The following is a 15,484-nucleotide window of genomic DNA, read 5'->3' on the forward strand; positions in this document are numbered from 1 at the left end:
GAAATACAAGGGTTGGACAGCCCCGCCGGCACCTTTTTGCCGCGCCATTGGGCATGCGAAAAATATTTTTAAGCTCAGGGGTTTACACCCAAAAAGCTGCCCCGTATAGTGCGCGCCATTGCCCAGGTGGTGAAATTGGTAGACACGCCAGCTTCAGGTGCTGGTGACCTTACGGTCGTGGAAGTTCGAGTCTTCTCCTGGGCACCAATTTCAAGTCACTCACGTGACACCCCAAAGCCCGCGAAAGCGGGCTTTGTCGTATCTGGCTTTCAGAAATATTTTTTGCAGCAAGGGCTTTACAGCCCCCAAAGCGCCCCGTATAGTGCGCGCCATTGCCCAGGTGGTGAAATTGGTAGACACGCCAGCTTCAGGTGCTGGTGACCTTACGGTCGTGGAAGTTCGAGTCTTCTCCTGGGCACCAATTTCGAATACAAAAAACCCGCTCACTGAGCGGGTTTTTTCGTTTCAGGCCTTGAACTGCCCCAGGCTCGCCTTGAGCTGCGCAGCCAGCCCATCCAGAACCTGGCTACTGGCAGTGGTCTCCATCACCGCCTGCGCCGAGCGCTCAGCCTGGGCGTGAATCACCTCCACCCGGCTCTTGACCGCGTGTGCGCCCTCCGCCTGATGCTCGGATGCCTTCGTAGCCAGCCCGATAGCTGCATGAATTTCCTGCACCGAGGCCTGTACCGTTTGCTGCAGGCGGGCGCTGTCACGCAGTACCAACAAGCCTTCACTGGCCTGCCGGCCGGCCTGGCCGATGGCGGTAACTGCCTCTTTGGCGCCAGCCTGCAGAGCCACGATATGCGCTTGGATATCGCCAGTGGAGCTTTGGGTTTTGCTCGCCAGCGCGCGCACCTCATCGGCGACTACCGCGAAACCGCGTCCGGTTTCGCCGGCGCGGGCCGCTTCGATCGCCGCGTTGAGGGCCAGCAGGTTGGTCTGCTCGGCGATGCCGTGAATCACCTCCAGCACCACTTCGATTTGCTGGCTCTGATCGGCCAACCGCTCGATCACCCGCGAACCAGTCTGAACCTGGCCCGCCAAGGCTTCGATCAACGTGCCCACCTGGTTTGAGGCTCGGGTCGTTTCATCGGTTGCCTGGCGAATCTCAGCCACCTGGGCCAACGCCGCGCGCATGGCCTGGCTTTCCGCTTGAGCCTCGTCGGCCATCGTAGAGAGCGCATCCAGGCTCGCCGCCACTTCGTCGCGCTGGCGAGCAGCGGCTTGCCCGGCACCTGCACTGCGCTGCGCCATTGCGTTGATCTCCACGCCGGTGCGCTGGGCCACCTCTCCCGCCTCGCGCACGATGGGCTGCAGCTTGTCGATGAAGCGATTGACCGACCCTGCCATTTCGCCGATTTCATCGCGGCTGTCGATACTGACGCGTCGGGTCAGGTCGCCCTCCCCGGCTGCCAGGTCATCGAGCGCGGTAATCAGCAACCGCAATTTGCTCAGTACCCGACGCCCCAGCACCACCGCCACCACCAGCAACACCAGCACACCCACTACAGCCAGGCCCGCACCAATGCGCCAACGGAGAGTTTCGGCGGCTTCCGATACGGCGCTGTGTGTATTGGCCTGCATCTTCTCGGCTGCGCCTTGCGCCGCCTGTAGCCGGTCCCGCAGCACTTTGCCGCTCTGCGCAGCCGCGCCCGCCACACTCTCACCTACCAGGCGATCACTACTGGAAATCAGTGTATTGAAGCGCTGGTCGAGAGCGGCCAGCTGCGTATCGACGGAAGCAGTAGACACCGCCATGCGTATCTTGCCGATCTCTACGCCATTGGGGTTGATCGACTGTTCGGTGTAATACACGCCGGCATCCTTGGGTGCGGAGTCCAGCGCCTTGTCCATCGCCCGCTCGCCTTGGCCGTTCGCCACCAGGCGCTGGACGATCGGGTTTTCGCGGTTCAGATAGCGCGTGAGGTGCTCGCCCTGGGCGTCATCGTAGATCACGAACAACACATCGGGATTGCGCTGCGCGCGGCGGGCGAATTCGGAAAGCGTCGGAATGTCGTTGTCCCAGATCGCCCTGGGCGCTACCGAGGCCAGCAGCAGCGCCATATCATTGGCGGAATCCTTGAGATTCTGCTCAAGCGTCTCACGCAATTTTTTCTGCTCGTCCTGTAGGCGGCTCGACAGCCCGGCAGCAAGCGTCTTGCGTGTAGAGGCCGAAAGCTCATCCAGGCCACTGGTGACTTCGCGGCTCGCACTGTCGAGCTCGCTGGCAAGCTGCTGGCTGTCTGCACCCATGCGCTGGCCCAAGTCCTGTTCCAGAGCACCTACCGTGCTCCGTGTCAGCGCAACAGCCACAATCACCTGCACCAAAAGGGCAAGCCCCAACGCAATGAAGACGGGCAGCAGCAAGCGGCTGCGCAATAACGAGAGAACGGCCGACACGGTGAGATCCTCTGCTTGCATGCCATCAAAGTAATGGCTATTTCTTGTTCAGAGATCTATACAGCAAACACCGTGCCGTTGCAGCTATTTTGGCGCCAGAAAGACAAAGGGCCCCGGAGGGGCCCTTTGTCAGCCACGAGCTTGTAGCTGCAAGCTTCAAGACGAAGCAGATCTTGCTCTTACTTGCTGCTTGTAGCTCGTAACTCGTAGCTCCTAGTTGAAGGGGTGGCGCAGCACGATGGTTTCGTCGCGGTCGGGGCCGGTGGAGATGATGTCGATCGGGGCACCGACCAACTCTTCCAGGCGCTTGATGTAGGCGACGGCATTGGCTGGCAGTACATCGAGGGACTTGGCGCCCACGGTGTTCTCGCTCCAGCCCGGCATTTCTTCGTAGACCGGCACCAGGCCAATGTAGCTGTCGGCGTCGGTAGGCGCCTCGATCACATCGCCTGCTTCGTTCTTGTAGCCAACGCAGATGCGGATGGTTTCGAGGCCGTCGAGCACGTCGAGCTTGGTCAGGCACAGGCCGGAAATGCTGTTGATCTCGATGGCGCGGCGCAGAATGACGGCATCGAACCAGCCGCAACGGCGGGCACGGCCGGTGGTGGCGCCGAACTCATGGCCGCGCTTGGCAAGGTAGGCGCCAGTGTCATCGAACAGCTCGGTCGGGAACGGGCCAGAGCCGACCCGGGTGGTGTAGGCCTTGGTAATGCCGAGGATGTAATCCAGGTACATCGGGCCAAAACCGGAACCGGTGGAGATGCCGCCGGCGGTGGTGTTGGAGCTGGTGACGAAGGGGTAGGTGCCGTGGTCGATGTCCAGCAGCGAGCCCTGGGCGCCTTCGAACATGATGTCCTTACCGGCTTTGCGCAGCGCGTGCAGTTCGGCGGTGACGTCCTGCATCATCGGCTCGAGCTCGTCGGCATAGGCCATGCACTGATCGAGGGTAGCCTGGAAGTCGATTGGCTCTTCCTTGTAGTAATTGACCAGCACGAAGTTGTGGTAGTCCAGCAGCTCGCCGAGCTTGGCGGCAAAACGCTCGCGATGGAACAGGTCGCCCACACGCAGGCCGCGGCGCGCGACCTTGTCTTCGTAGGCTGGGCCGATGCCGCGGCCGGTAGTGCCGATCTTGTGCTCGCCACGGGCCTTTTCACGCGCCTGGTCGAGGGCGACGTGGTACTGCAGGATCAGCGGGCAGGCCGGGCTGATACGCAGGCGCTCGCGCACCGGAACGCCTTTTTCTTCGAGCTTGGTGATCTCGCGCAGCAGCGCGTCGGGGGCGACCACCACGCCATTACCGATCAGGCATTTGACGCCTTCACGCAGGATGCCGGAAGGGATCAGGTGCAGAACGGTTTTCTCGCCCTTGATCACCAGGGTGTGGCCAGCGTTGTGGCCCCCTTGGTAGCGCACCACGGCGGCAGCATGTTCGGTCAGCAGATCGACGATCTTGCCCTTGCCCTCATCACCCCACTGGGTGCCCAGGACGACGACATTCTTACCCATAACACTTGTCCTCATTCGCGCAAACGGTTGCCGGCGTGGCCGGCGGAAAACTTTCGATCAAAGGGCGGCGGCTTGCCATTGCCCGTCTTGCAAAACCAGTTGGCGGTCGCAGCCGGCCTCGTGCGCCGCGTTGAGCGGCTGGCCTGGCAACGCTTGCACCACGCGCAGCCCTTGCTCGCGCAGGCGGCGTACCGCTTGCCACAAAGTGGCATCGCCCGCTTCAGGAGCCCAGATGCCACCCGCCGGCAATTCGACTTCCACGTTGCCCAGCGTTACCAGGGTGCGCAGGTCGGTGGAAAAACCGGTCGCCGGGCGCGCCCGGCCGAAATCCGCACCGATATCATCGTAGCGGCCGCCTTGGGCAATGGAGCCTCCGGCGCTGGGTACGAACGCAGCGAACACCACACCGGTGTGATAGTGATAGCCGCGCAGCTCGCCCAGGTCGAAATACAGCGGCAGCTCTGGAAAGCGTGCCGCCAGGCGCTCGGCGATATCGAGCAATTCATCCAGGGCAGCCAGCACCGGTGCCGGCGCGCGCGCCAGCACCTGGCGCGCCTCGCCCAGCACCTCACGGCCACCGCACAGGCCCACCAGTGCACGCAGCATGGTCGCAAGCTCTGCCGGCAGATTGGCAGTCAGCTCGACCACCTCATCCAGCGCCTTGCGCTGCAAGGCGTCGAACAGCTGCTGTTCCGCATCACCCGACAGCCCAGCGGCCCGAGCCAGGCCGCGGTAGATGCCGACATGGCCGAGGTCCATATGGATATCCGGCACCTGCCACAACTCCAGCATAGCCAGCATCAGGCTGATGACTTCGACATCGCTGCTGGTGCTGGCGTCGCCGTAGAGTTCTGCACCCAGCTGGATCGGGCTGCGCGAGGTGGAAAGCGCTCGTGGCTTGGCATGCAACACACTGCCGGCGTAGCACAAGCGGCTTGGGCCCTTGCGCCGCAGCGAATGAGCGTCGATGCGCGCGACCTGTGGCGTGATGTCGGCCCGAAAGCCCATCTGCCGGCCGGAGAGAGGGTCCACTACCTTGAACGTGCGCAGGTCGAGATCATCGGAAGCCGCACTGAGCAGCGACTCCAGGTACTCGATATGGGGAGTGACGACGAATTCATAGCCCCAGTTCTGAAACAGGTCCAGCACCTTGCGGCGCGCGATCTCGATACGCGCTGCCTCAGGTGGCAGTATTTCTTCGATCCCATCCGGCAGTAGCCAGCGGTCTACCGTTGCCATGACGCCAATCCCCTTGTCTCGGGCGGCCAGCGCTGAGCCTGGCCCTCACGGAAGCAGACGCAGGCCACGGCCCCCGGCAGCTTGATCGCAGCCAGGCCCTGAGCCCGCATCCTCGATTGTTCATGGGTTTAGGCGGCCTCGAGGAGCACGCAAACCCGCAGACGCAAAAAAGCCGGGAATTTCCCGGCTGCCGCATCATACACACGTTTTGCCCAACGGGCACCCCGCCAGGCGGCTTGGCCGCCCGGCGGACGCTCATATCAGGGCTTGGCCTTTTCCATGTAGCGGAAGAATTCGCTCTTCGGATCCAGGACCAGTACATCGCTCTTGCTGGTGAAGCTGTCGCGGTAGGCCTGCAAGCTACGATAGAAACCGTAGAATTCAGGGTCCTGCGAGTAAGCCTTGGCATAGATCGCTGCGGACTGTGCATCGCCATCACCGCGCACTTCCTCGGACTCACGATAGGCCTCGGCCAAGAGCACACGGCGCTGGCGGTCAGCGTCGGCACGGATGCCTTCGGCCAGTTCGTTACCCTTGGCGCGATGCTCACGTGCTTCGCGCTCACGTTCGGTGCTCATACGCTCGAACACGCTGCGATTCACTTCCTTGGGCAGGTCGATAGCCTTGACGCGAACGTCCAGCACTTCAATACCCAGCTCGGAGCCCGCCATACGATTGAGCGACTGAGTAATGTCGTTCATCAGCGCATCGCGCTCCCCGGACACCACCTCATGCAGGGTGCGCTTGCCGAACTGGTCACGCAGCCCGGATTCAAGGCGACGAGCCAGGCGCTCATCGGCGATCTGCTTCATGCCGGAGGTGGCGGTGTAGAAACGCTCCGCATCCTTGACCCGCCACTTTGCGTACGCATCGACCATCACGGCCTTCTTCTCCAGCGTCAAGAACCGCTGGGTAGGCGCATCGAGGGTCATCAGGCGTGCGTCGAACTTGCGCACCTGGTTGATCACCGGCACTTTCACGTGCAGGCCCGGCTCGACGTTGGGCTGCACGACCCGGCCGAACTGAAGCAACACGGCCCGCTCGGTCTCCAGCACGATGTAGAAGCTGTTCCAGGCCACGATCGCGAGCACGATGGCGACGACCAGGCCGATTATGGATTTATTGCCCATCAGCGGCTCTCCCGGGTACGCAGATCACGCTGCTGTTGCTGGTCGGTGGCAGTACGTGCCGCAGCATCCGCCGAGTTGCCCGACGCGGGGCTCGAGGACGAAGCCGAAGGCGCGCGCGACTTCTCGATCATCTTGTCGAGCGGCAGATAGAGCAGGTTCTGCCCCTTGTCGCCATTGACCATGACCTTGCTGGTGTTGCTGTACACCTCCTGCATGGTCTCCAGATAGAGACGCTCACGGGTGACTTCAGGTGCCTTGCGGTACTCGCCGAGCAGCTTGCTGAAACGATCGGCCTCACCCTTGGCACGAGCTACCACTTCGTCGCGGTAACCGTTGGCGTCTTCGATGATGCGCTGCGCCTGGCCTCGAGCTTCAGGCACTACGCCGTTGGCATAGGTCTCGGCCTGGTTGCGCGAACGCTGTTCGTCTTCGCGAGCGCGGATCACGTCGTCAAAGGCTTCCTGCACCTCACGAGGTGCGGCCGCGCTTTGCACGTTCACCTGAGTCACGGTGATGCCGGTGCGGTAGGTGTCGAGGAACTTCTGCAGGCGCTCCTTGATTTCACCGGCCATCTGCTCGCGGCCTTCGGTCAGCACCTGATCCATCGCGGTAGAACCCACCACATGGCGCAGGGCGCTGTCGGTCGCGTGCTGCAGGCTGACTTCCGGCTGGTCGACGTTGAGCACGAAGTCACGCAGGTTGGTAATGCGGTACTGCACGGTCAGCGGCACCTCGACGATGTTCTCGTCTTCGGTGAGCATCTGGCCCTGCTTGGTGTACGCACGCTCACGTGTGACGTTTTCCATGTACTTGCGGTCGAACGGCGGGAAATAGATGTGCAGGCCCGCACCTTCGGTTTCGTAGTACTTGCCCAGGCGCAGGATCACTGCCTGTTCCTGTTCGTCGACGACGTAAATGGCACTGTACAGCCAGATAGCGGCGAGCACCGCCAGGCCGATGCCGAGCAGGCCGAAACCACCACCGCTGGATGAACCACCGCCGCCGCTACCGCCGCTGCGTTTTTTCCCACCGCCGAACAGGCCGTTCAGGCTGTCCTGCAATTTGCGGAAGGCTTCGTCCAGGTCCGGCGGCCCCTTGCGATCGCCGCCACCACCGTTGTTGCCGCGGCGGCCGCCCCAAGGGTCCTGGTTGTTCGAATTGCCACCCGGCTCATTCCAAGCCATAGCGCTCTCCATCTGATAAAGCAAAGACGCACCCGCTGGCGCGTCGGCCAATGCTACAGAATGCCCACGCCGCTCACCAAATGGCGGCGAAAAGCTTTTATTGCAAAGTGTGTTGCTCTACGAAGGCGTCGGGCTCCATCCCCTCGCGGCTGACAAGACGGTTGAGCTCGGCGCGAGGGATGCGAACCGCCAGCAGGCTTTGCCCTGCCTCGTCATGCCCCTCGCTTTGCACCGCGCCCATGGCGAAGAACTGAGCACGCAAGCGCCCCAGCTGCTGCGGCAAGCGTAGCGTAGCCACGAACAAGTCCTCGGCGAGCAATTCGGCGATTGCCTGCTCCAGTAGCTCGAGGCCCTTGCTGTCACGCGCCGACAGCCATACACGCTGAGGCTTGCCATCTTCGCCGCGCTGAATCTGCGGCTCGACGTTCTCAAGCAGGTCGACCTTGTTGTAGACCTCCAGGATCGGCAGGTCCTTGGCACCGATTTCACCCAGCACCGCCAGTACCTGCTCGATCTGCGCCTGCCGCTCCGGCTCATGGGCATCGATCACGTGAACCAGCAGGTCGGAGTTGCTGGATTCTTCCAGCGTGGCGCGGAACGCCTCGACCAGCTTGTGTGGCAGGTGGCGGATGAAGCCTACGGTGTCGGCCAGCACGATCGGGCCCAGGTCGGCCAGTTCCAGCCGGCGCAGGGTTGGATCGAGGGTGGCGAACAACTGATCGGCCGCGTACACATGGGCCTGCGTAACGGCATTGAACAGTGTGGACTTGCCAGCGTTGGTATAGCCCACCAGCGAAACCGAGGGAATATCGGCACGGCGCCGGCCACGGCGGGCCTGCTCACGCTGGCTGCGTACCTTCTCGAGGCGGGCCTTGATCTGACGCAGGCGTACTCGCAGCAGGCGGCGGTCGGTTTCGAGCTGGGTTTCACCCGGCCCGCGCATGCCGATACCGCCCTTTTGCCGCTCAAGGTGAGTCCAACCGCGGACCAGCCGCGTGCTCATGTGCTCGAGCTGGGCAAGCTCTACTTGCAGCTTGCCCTCGTGGGTGCGAGCACGCTGGGCGAAAATATCGAGGATCAGGCCGGTACGGTCGATCACACGGCACTCGAACGCCCGCTCCAGGTTGCGTTCCTGGCTCGGGGTAAGGGTGTGGTTGAAGATGACCAGATCGGCCTTCTCGGAATGGACGAGGTCGTGAAGCTCCTCGACCTTGCCGCTCCCGATCAGGAACTTGGCGGTCGGCTGGTGCCTGGAAACGTTGACGAAGGCCACCGTTTCAGCACCGGCCGAAGACACCAGGTCCTGGAACTCCTGCGGGTCTTCGCGCGCCTCAGGGTCTTGACCTTCCAGGTGAACGAGAATGGCTCGTTCACCACCTCCGTGGCGCTCAAAGAACAAAGCAGGCTCCTAAAGCAGGATTACGCGTTGCCAGGCTCGGCGTCGGCGCTGTCCGACTCACCGGCGCTGGGCAGGCGGATCGGGCGGGAAGGCACGACAGTGGAGATCGCGTGCTTGTAGACCATCTGGCTGACGGTGTTCTTGAGCAGGATAACGAACTGATCGAACGACTCGATGGAGCCTTGCAGCTTGATGCCGTTGACGAGATAGATCGAGACGCTGACCTTCTCTTTTCTCAATGTGTTCAAGTAAGGGTCTTGTAGCGAATGCCCTTTTGACATGTGCCGCACTCCTTTAAGGATCAATAGTAAAAAACGTCGAAAATAATGGCGCCTGCCGTGCCTCTTCCAAAGATAGACGGCAATTGCGGAACTCAGCCCAATATGGAGATTGACCCGAGGTATTTCAAGGACTGCGTCAGATTGTCGCAAGCCAGGCTATCGAGCCAGTGAAGGCCCTGCCAGCTACGCAGCCAGGTGAATTGCCGCTTGGCCAGTTGCCGCGTGGCGATAACGCCTCGCTCGCGCATCTGTTCATACGACAACGCGCCGTCAAGATGTTCCCAGACTTGCCGGTAACCCACCGCACGAATGGAGGGCAGGTTCGGATTCAGGTCGCCCCGCTCGCGCAAGGCGATGACTTCATCGACGAAACCTTGCTCGAGCATCTGGTCGAAACGCTGGGCGATGCGCCGATGCAACACCGCACGGTCCTGCGGGGCGATCGCCAAGTGGGCGACAGTATAGGGCAATTGTGCGCCCGGTGAGGCGCCTGTTTCGCGACTTTCGGCCAATTGCCGGGCGCGAAGTTCGGTCATGCTCAGGCCGCTGACGCGGTAAACCTCAAGCGCCCGGATCAAGCGCTGTGGATCATTGGGGTGGATACGCGCCGCAGACACCGGGTCGATAGCCGCCAACTGCGCATGCAGGGCGTGCAACCCTTCGCTGGCTGCCTCGGCCTCCAACGCCTGGCGTATGGCGGCGTCGGCGCTGGGCATGTCGGCCAGGCCTTCGCAAAGCGCCTTGAAGTAGAGCATCGTGCCGCCCACCAGCAGCGGTATCTTGCCGCGCCCGCTGATATCGGCCATTGCCTCCAGTGCATCGCGACGAAACTCGGCAGCGCTGTAGGGCTGCGAAGGGTCGAGGATATCGACCAGCCGGTGCGGATGGTGCGCCAGCACTTCGGCCGCGGGCTTGGCGGTGCCAATGTTCATGCCGCGATAAACCAGAGCCGAGTCGACGCTGACCAACTCACACGGCAGCACCTGCGACAGTTCGATCGCCAGGTCAGTCTTACCGGACGCCGTCGGCCCCATCAGGAAGATGGCGGGAGGAAGTTGAGCCATCTCAGCGGCCGCGCAGGAACAGTTTGTCGAGGTCGTCCAGGCCCATCTGGGTCCAGGTCGGCCGGCCGTGGTTGCACTGGCCGCTGCGCTCGGTGATTTCCATGTCGCGCAGCAAGGCGTTCATTTCAGGCACCGTGAGGCGCCGATTGGCGCGCACCGAGCCGTGGCAGGCCATGGTGCCGAGCAGCTCGTTCAGGTGTGCCTGGATGCGATCACTGCTGCCGTACTCCATCAGGTCGGTGAGCACGTCGAACACAAGGCGATTGGCTTCGGCCTGGCGAAGCAACGCGGGTATCTGGCGAATCGCCAGGGTCTCAGGCCCTAGCCGCTGCAGCTCGAAGCCCAGGCGCAAGAACCACGCCGCATGTTCCTCGGCGCAGTCGGCCTCGCGCTGGCTTACTGCCAGGGTTTCAGGCACCAGCAGCGGCTGCCCGCTCAGCCCCTCGCTGGCCATGGCCACCTTCAGGCGCTCATAGGTAGTACGCTCATGGGCGGCATGCATGTCCACCAGCACCAGGCCTTGAGCGTTTTCAGCGAGGATATAGATGCCTTTGAGCTGCGCCAGGGCATAGCCCAGAGGCGGGATGTCACTGTCACTGGCCGGCAGTGCAGGCGAGGAGGCGTTACCAGGCAGCGGCGCGAAAAAGGTTTTATAGACACCCTCGGCCTCTGCCGCCGGAAGCACCTGGCCTGGGCTGGGCCGCGGATTGAATCCGTAGCCGCTGCCACCGCCGGAGAAGCTTTGCCGAGCTGCCGGGCTGGGCTCCATGAGGTTGCCCGCCAGGCTCATCTCACCCTGCGGGCCGAACTCCCCGCCTGAGCGCCACCGGGGCGTGCGGCCTGCGGTTGCGCGGGATCGGCCTGGGCCAGGTGATCCTCCGGCCGCACGTCGGCTAGCGACCGGTGCAGGGTGCCATAGAGAAAGTCGTGCACCATGCGGCCATCACGGAACCGCACTTCATGCTTGGTGGGGTGAACGTTGACGTCCACCGCGACCGGGTCGACCTCAAGGAACAGCACGAATGTCGGGTGGCGACCATTGAAGAGCACGTCACGATAAGCCTGGCGCACGGCATGGGCGACCAGTTTGTCGCGCACTGCGCGGCCGTTGACGAAAAAGTACTGCATGTCGGCCTGGCTACGCGAAAAGGTCGGCAGGCCAACCCAGCCCCACAGCCGCAGGCCGTTACGCTCAACCTCGATCGGCATCGCCTGTTCGAGAAAGCCGGCGCCGCAAATCGCGCCAACGCGCCTCGCCTGAGCAGCCTCGTCATGCGCAGCATGCAGCGCCAGCACAGCCTTGCCGTTATGGCGCAGGTGAAAGGCCACGTCGAAGCGCGCAAGCGCCAGGCGCTTGATGACTTCCTGCAGGTGATCGAACTCGGTTTCTCGGCCTTGAGAAACTTGCGCCGGGCCGGCGTGTTGAAAACAGGTCGCAGACCTCGACCGAGGTACCCACCGGATGCGCTGCCGGCTGCACGCGCGGTGTCATCTCGCGGCCCTCGGTTTCCACTTGCCACGCCTGCTCGGCCTGGGCGGTGCGCGAGGTGAGCGTGAGCCTGGCCACCGAACTGATCGACGCCAGAGCCTCACCCCGAAAGCCCATGCTCATCACCCGCTCGAGGTCTTCCAGGTCGCGGATCTTGCTGGTGGCGTGGCGCTCGAGAGCCAGTGGCAGGTCGTCGGCTTCGATACCGCGGCCGTCGTCGCGAACACGCAGCAGTTTTACACCGCCCTGCTCCACATCCACATCGATGCGCGTGGCGCCGGAGTCGAGGCTGTTCTCCAGCAATTCCTTGACCACCGATGCCGGGCGCTCGACCACCTCACCCGCAGCGATCTGGTTGGCCAGGCGCGGGCTGAGCAGCTCGATGCGTCCGGTATCGCTCATCATTGGGCCGCCACTGTAGTCGCCGGCGGGATGGTCAGCATCTGCCCGGCCTTGAGTTCGTCGCTTTTGAGCCCATTGCTGCTGCGCAGTGCCTCGATCGGCACGTTATATCGCACCGCCAGCATTGCAAGGCTGTCGCCCGGCTCGACCCGGTGATCCCGCGAAGTGGCGGCGATCTTGCCCTGATCCCTGAGCCAGGCGATGTAGGTGCCGGGTGGCGGGTTCTGCTCGAAGAACGCCTTGACGCCCGCCCGAATCGACCGCGCCAGCGCCTGCTGATGCGCCGGGCTCTGCAATTTTGCGGCTTCTGCGGCGTTGGAGATGAACCCGGTTTCGACCAGGATCGACGGGATGTCAGGCGACTTGAGCACCATGAAGCCGGCCTGTTCGACACGCCCTTTGTGCAGTGAAGTCACCCGGCCAATGTTGTTGAGGACCTTCTGGCCGACGTTCAGGCTGCTGGTGAGCGTGGCGGTCATGGAGAGGTCGAGCAACACACCGGCGAGCATGCGGTCCTTATCGTCGAGGCTGACATTGCCCGCACCGCCGATCAGGTCGGAGCGGTTCTCGGTATCGGCCAGCCAGCGCGCGGTCTCGGAGGTGGCGCCACGGTCGGACAAGGCGAACACGGAGGCACCAAAGGCGGCGGACGACGGCGCGGCGTCAGCATGAATGGACACGAACAGGTCGGCGCCTTTCTTGCGTGCGATCTCGGTGCGCCCACGCAGCGGAATGAAGTAGTCGCCCGAGCGGGTCAGTTCGGCGCGGAAACCCTTCTCTTCGTTTATCTGCCGCTGCACTTCGCGGGCGATCTGCAAGGTGATGTCCTTCTCATGCTGGCCGCGGCCACCGGAGGCACCAGGGTCTTCACCGCCATGGCCGGCGTCGATTGCGACGATGATGTCGCGCTTGCCGCTGGGAGCAGGCGACAGCTTGATGTCTGGCCGGGCGGGCGTGACAGGCAGCGCAGGCGTGGTGGCCACTGCTGGCGGCGGCGTCGGCGCGCTGGCTTCGGCAGCATCGGAGGCCTGATCGTAGAGGTCGACCACCAGGCGGTTGCCATACTGCTGGTTGGGCGCGAGCATGAAGCTCTTGGGCGTTACCGACTTCTTGAGGTCGACGACCACACGCAGGTCTGTGGGCGTGCGCTGAGCAGTGCGCACGCTGGTGATAGGCGTGTTGGCAGTCGCCACGTTGATCGGCGCGGCCATGGTGGCGCCATTGATATCGATCACCAGGCGGTCAGGCGAGGTGAGCGTGAACACGCTGTGCTGAACCGGGCCAGACAGGTCGAAGACCAGGCGGGTATTATCCGGGGCGCGCCACAGGCGCATGCTCTTGACCTGGGAAACACCCCAGGCCTGGGCCGCGAACACCGCTAACAGCAGCCCCGCGACCAGTGCGCGAATGCGCATATTTACCCCACCCCTACATGAATTCGGTTGCCAGCTCGGCGGCCCATGCTTCGCCGACGGCGCTACAAGGCGCCAATTGCAGCGAACGCCCCGGCGTTTGGGCGCTTATGTTAATGACCATGTCGGGTTTTGGCAAAAAGCCGTGGCCTTTTTCGGGCCATTCGACCAAGCACAGTGCTGCGCCCTCGAAATAATCGCGGATGCCCATGTATTCGAGCTCTTCGGGGTCGGCCAGGCGGTACAGGTCAAAATGGAAAACCCGTACCGAGCCGATCTCGTACGGCTCTACCAGCGTGAAGGTTGGGCTCTTGACCGGCCCGTGGTGGCCGAGGCCCCGAATCATGCCGCGCGAGAGGGTTGTTTTGCCCATCCCCAGGTCGCCATTGAGAAACAGCGTGCCCTCCCCGCCGGTGAGCAGCCCCAAGCGAGCGCCGAAGGCGGCCATGGCGTCTTCGCCTTCGAGGTAAAGGGTTACTTCTTGCATGGTGCGTACTCTTCCAGCAATTGACGAATCATCGGGATCAGGTCGGTCGCCGCCAGTCCGCGCCCGGTGCTACCCAGTGCCTGGCCGGCACGGGCATGCAGCCATACGCCCAGGGACGCCGCATGGAATGGTGCCATGTGCTGGGCCATCAGCGCGCCGATCAGCCCGGCCAGTACATCCCCCAACCCGGCAGTGGCCATCGCCGGATGGCCATGGTTGCACAACGCCAGCCGGCCACCGGGTTCAGCTACCAGACTGCCGGAACCCTTGAGCACTACGACGCAAGCGTAGCGTTTGGCCAAGGCCTGGACCGCTGCAGGGCGGTCGGCCTGGACTTCTGCGGTCGAGATACCGAGTAACCTGGCAGCTTCACCCGGATGGGGCGTTATCACGCTGCCTGCAGGCACCGCCAGGCCGTGACTGGCCAACAGGTTGAGTGCGTCGGCGTCCCACACCTGGGGCAGGCCAGCCGAGGCCGCTACCGAAAGCAGACCGCGGCCCCACGCCCCCTGCCCCATGCCTGGGCCGACAACCAGCACCGAGGCCGCTTTCACCAGTGCCAGCAGTTGGTTGGCGGACTCTACCCCCGCCGCCATCACTTCCGGCAAACGCACAAGCGCCGGGCCCACATGCTCGGGGCGGGTCGCCAGGCTGACCATGCCGGCACCAGCGCGCAGCGCCATTTCCGCGCTCATCAGGCTGGCGCCCCCGGTACCGTGGTCGCCGCCAATGGCCAGCACGCGGCCGAACTGGCCTTTGTGGGCAACTGGCGAGCGGGGGGCCAGGCGGCGCAGGTTGCCCGCCGCCAAACGCTGCGCGCTGGCAGGCTGGGCAGCGACCAACGCCGTATCGGCCTGCAGGTCGTCGAATACCAGATCGCCCGCGCAGGCCAGGCCGTCACCCGTGAACAAGCCCAGCTTCAAGGCGATGAACGTGACCGTAAGGTTCGCTCTGACTGCCACACCCAGCACTCGCCCGGTATCAGCGCACAGGCCCGAGGGCAGGTCCACAGCCAGCACCGGCAGCTCGCTGTCATTGATGGCCTGGATGACATCCACATAAGGCTCGCGAACATCGCCCTTCAGGCCCGTGCCGAGCAGCGCATCGACCAGCACACCCTCGAGCACTGCGTCGGCATGCCAGGCGTGCATGGGAACGCCATCGGCCTGAGCCATGGCATAGGCCTGTGCAGCATCGCCACGCAGCCGCGCCGGGTCACCCACGATCAACAACCGAACGTTCCAGCCGGCGCGCTGGGCGAGGCTGGCAATCAGATAACCATCGCCTGCGTTGTTGCCATGCCCGGCTAATACCGTGACCGGGCGGCTCACCGGCCAACGGCGGCGCAGCGCGCGCCAGGCTGCACTGGCGGCGCGCTGCATCAGTTCAAGGCCGGGAGTGCCTGCGGCAATAAGGCGGGCATCGAGGTCGCGGACCTGTTCAGCGGTGTACAGCAGGTCGGGAAGTTCGCAGTGGGTGGGCACCGGGTTT

At 63.5% G+C, this 15,484-nt stretch carries 11 protein-coding genes, 2 tRNA genes and 1 pseudogene; 2 read left to right on the top strand and 12 right to left on the bottom strand.

What is annotated here, in order from left to right; genetic code table 11:
• Nucleotides 1–120 precede the first annotated feature (120 nt).
• Nucleotides 121–207: transfer RNA gene (locus LN139_RS19725), tRNA-Leu, on the top strand.
• Nucleotides 208–334: 127 nt separating this feature from the next.
• A tRNA-Leu gene (locus LN139_RS19730) sits at nucleotides 335–421 on the top strand.
• A 44-nt stretch (nucleotides 422–465) separates the two neighbouring features.
• On the opposite strand, the gene LN139_RS19735 is transcribed toward LN139_RS19730, so the two are convergent.
• The 12 genes and pseudogenes from LN139_RS19735 to LN139_RS19795 all read right to left on the bottom strand — a co-directional run bounded on the left by LN139_RS19735 (nucleotide 466) and on the right by LN139_RS19795 (nucleotide 15,477).
• A complete protein-coding gene (locus LN139_RS19735; RefSeq protein WP_236355783.1) occupies nucleotides 466–2,400 on the bottom strand; it encodes a methyl-accepting chemotaxis protein in 1,935 nt (644 codons plus the stop codon).
• Between the two features lie 213 nt (nucleotides 2,401–2,613).
• Complete coding sequence (locus LN139_RS19740; RefSeq protein ID WP_236355785.1) at nucleotides 2,614–3,906, bottom strand: adenylosuccinate synthase; 1,293 nt, start codon at nucleotides 3,904–3,906, stop codon at nucleotides 2,614–2,616.
• Between the two features lie 57 nt (nucleotides 3,907–3,963).
• A complete protein-coding gene (locus tag LN139_RS19745; RefSeq protein ID WP_236355787.1) occupies nucleotides 3,964–5,145 on the bottom strand; it encodes an ATP phosphoribosyltransferase regulatory subunit in 1,182 nt (393 codons plus the stop codon).
• A 260-nt stretch (nucleotides 5,146–5,405) separates the two neighbouring features.
• A complete protein-coding gene (gene hflC / locus LN139_RS19750) occupies nucleotides 5,406–6,275 on the bottom strand; it encodes a protease modulator HflC (RefSeq protein WP_236355789.1) in 870 nt (289 codons plus the stop codon).
• A complete protein-coding gene (gene hflK, locus LN139_RS19755; protein WP_236355799.1) occupies nucleotides 6,275–7,459 on the bottom strand; it encodes an FtsH protease activity modulator HflK in 1,185 nt (394 codons plus the stop codon). The genes hflC and hflK overlap by 1 nt, the downstream gene beginning before the upstream one ends.
• A gap of 97 nt (nucleotides 7,460–7,556) precedes the next feature.
• A complete protein-coding gene (gene hflX, locus LN139_RS19760; RefSeq protein ID WP_236355802.1) occupies nucleotides 7,557–8,858 on the bottom strand; it encodes a ribosome rescue GTPase HflX in 1,302 nt (433 codons plus the stop codon).
• A 20-nt stretch (nucleotides 8,859–8,878) separates the two neighbouring features.
• Nucleotides 8,879–9,139, bottom strand: a complete 261-nt coding sequence (gene hfq / locus LN139_RS19765) for an RNA chaperone Hfq (protein WP_236355809.1) — start codon at nucleotides 9,137–9,139, stop codon at nucleotides 8,879–8,881.
• A gap of 92 nt (nucleotides 9,140–9,231) precedes the next feature.
• Nucleotides 9,232–10,203, bottom strand: coding sequence for a tRNA (adenosine(37)-N6)-dimethylallyltransferase MiaA (gene miaA, locus LN139_RS19770; RefSeq protein ID WP_236355811.1), 972 nt, complete (start codon nucleotides 10,201–10,203; stop codon nucleotides 9,232–9,234).
• Nucleotide 10,204: 1 nt separating this feature from the next.
• Nucleotides 10,205–12,094: pseudogene (mutL, locus tag LN139_RS24975) on the bottom strand (DNA mismatch repair endonuclease MutL).
• Nucleotides 12,094–13,509, bottom strand: coding sequence for an N-acetylmuramoyl-L-alanine amidase (locus tag LN139_RS19785; protein ID WP_236355815.1), 1,416 nt, complete (start codon nucleotides 13,507–13,509; stop codon nucleotides 12,094–12,096). Before LN139_RS19785 ends, mutL begins: the two are co-directional and overlap by 1 nt.
• Nucleotides 13,510–13,522: 13 nt before the next feature.
• A complete protein-coding gene (tsaE, locus tag LN139_RS19790) occupies nucleotides 13,523–13,993 on the bottom strand; it encodes a tRNA (adenosine(37)-N6)-threonylcarbamoyltransferase complex ATPase subunit type 1 TsaE (RefSeq protein WP_236355821.1) in 471 nt (156 codons plus the stop codon).
• A complete protein-coding gene (locus tag LN139_RS19795) occupies nucleotides 13,981–15,477 on the bottom strand; it encodes an NAD(P)H-hydrate dehydratase (protein WP_236355822.1) in 1,497 nt (498 codons plus the stop codon). Before LN139_RS19795 ends, tsaE begins: the two co-directional genes overlap by 13 nt.
• Nucleotides 15,478–15,484 lie beyond the last annotated feature (7 nt).

The organism is Pseudomonas sp. KNUC1026 (assembly GCF_021650705.1).
Taxonomy (GTDB): domain Bacteria; phylum Pseudomonadota; class Gammaproteobacteria; order Pseudomonadales; family Pseudomonadaceae; genus Aquipseudomonas.